Source organism: Neglectibacter sp. X4 (assembly GCF_009917365.1).
Taxonomy (GTDB): Bacteria; Bacillota; Clostridia; order Oscillospirales; family Acutalibacteraceae; genus Acutalibacter.
In genome coordinates this window covers 1-933 of the sequence record NZ_QWLE01000187.1, presented here as the reverse complement: position 1 = coordinate 933, position 933 = coordinate 1, and the positions used below count along the sequence as shown (strand labels likewise).

Here is a 933-nt window from a genome sequence, read left to right as displayed (position 1 = left end):
CATAATTTTCAAGAATTTGGCGGAAGACCTGGTAGTATCCATGTAAGGTTTCCTGGCTGTCAAAATATGCGCCGACAAGGGTTCCCGTGGCATCGTCAATGGCGGCATGCAGATGGCTTTTGTTTTCGCCAAACCAAAGATGTACAGACGCATCCATTTGAATCATCTCACCGGCATAGGAACATCTGGCTCTGGTAGGATGTGCATCTTCCAGGTCAACGATTGCAGTCTGAAGGCTTTCTTTTTCTGTCTTTGATGTTGCAGTATCCTTTTGGGTTTTTAGCTTGTCTTTGAGTTTCCTGCGAGTCCGTTTCCATGCAAGGGGAGAGAGAATGTCATGAGAGTAAAGCAGATTTCTGACGGTTCCCTCTGAGACCCGGATATCTTCATTCTCAGCCAATTTTTCTGTGAAATGCGTAAGGTTCGAATCATAGTATTTGTTCTGGTAGAGAAGCAGGATAGACTCTTTTAACTCCTCAGAGAGAGCAGATGCAGGTCTTCTGCCTTTGTTTCCGTGGGAAAAGAATTCTTTTCCCTGCGTCTCATAACCTTTGAGCATTCGGTTTACGTGGCGGACGGTACAGCCTAGCTCGACGGCAGCTCTTTTCTTGTTTCCGTTTGTTTCTTTTAGCTTTTTAATCACTTCGTACTTTTTCTGTTCTTTCATTCTAAGTTCAACCTTTCTGATAAAAACCACCTCCGAAGAGATAGTTTACTATGATATGTGTTTTTTAGGAATCCTTTTGGGACATTTTCTCTTGCGCTTTCTTAAGACATTATCACTTTTGGAGCAGAATTTGTAGTTAAAAATCTTTGGTCATGTTGACATTTCCTTGATGTTTGTTATAATATACTTAACAAGACAACCGGAAGGTGCCGTGACCACCTGCCCCGGTGAAAAATTAAAAAGCTATTAAAAAATAGTCGTTCTAT

The 933-nt window shown here is 41.7% G+C and carries 1 pseudogene; it reads right to left on the bottom strand.

Annotated elements, in window-relative coordinates:
* Positions 1-667: pseudogene (locus D1841_RS17580) on the bottom strand (helix-turn-helix domain-containing protein); the annotation flags it as partial.
* Positions 668-933: the final 266 nt, after the last annotated feature.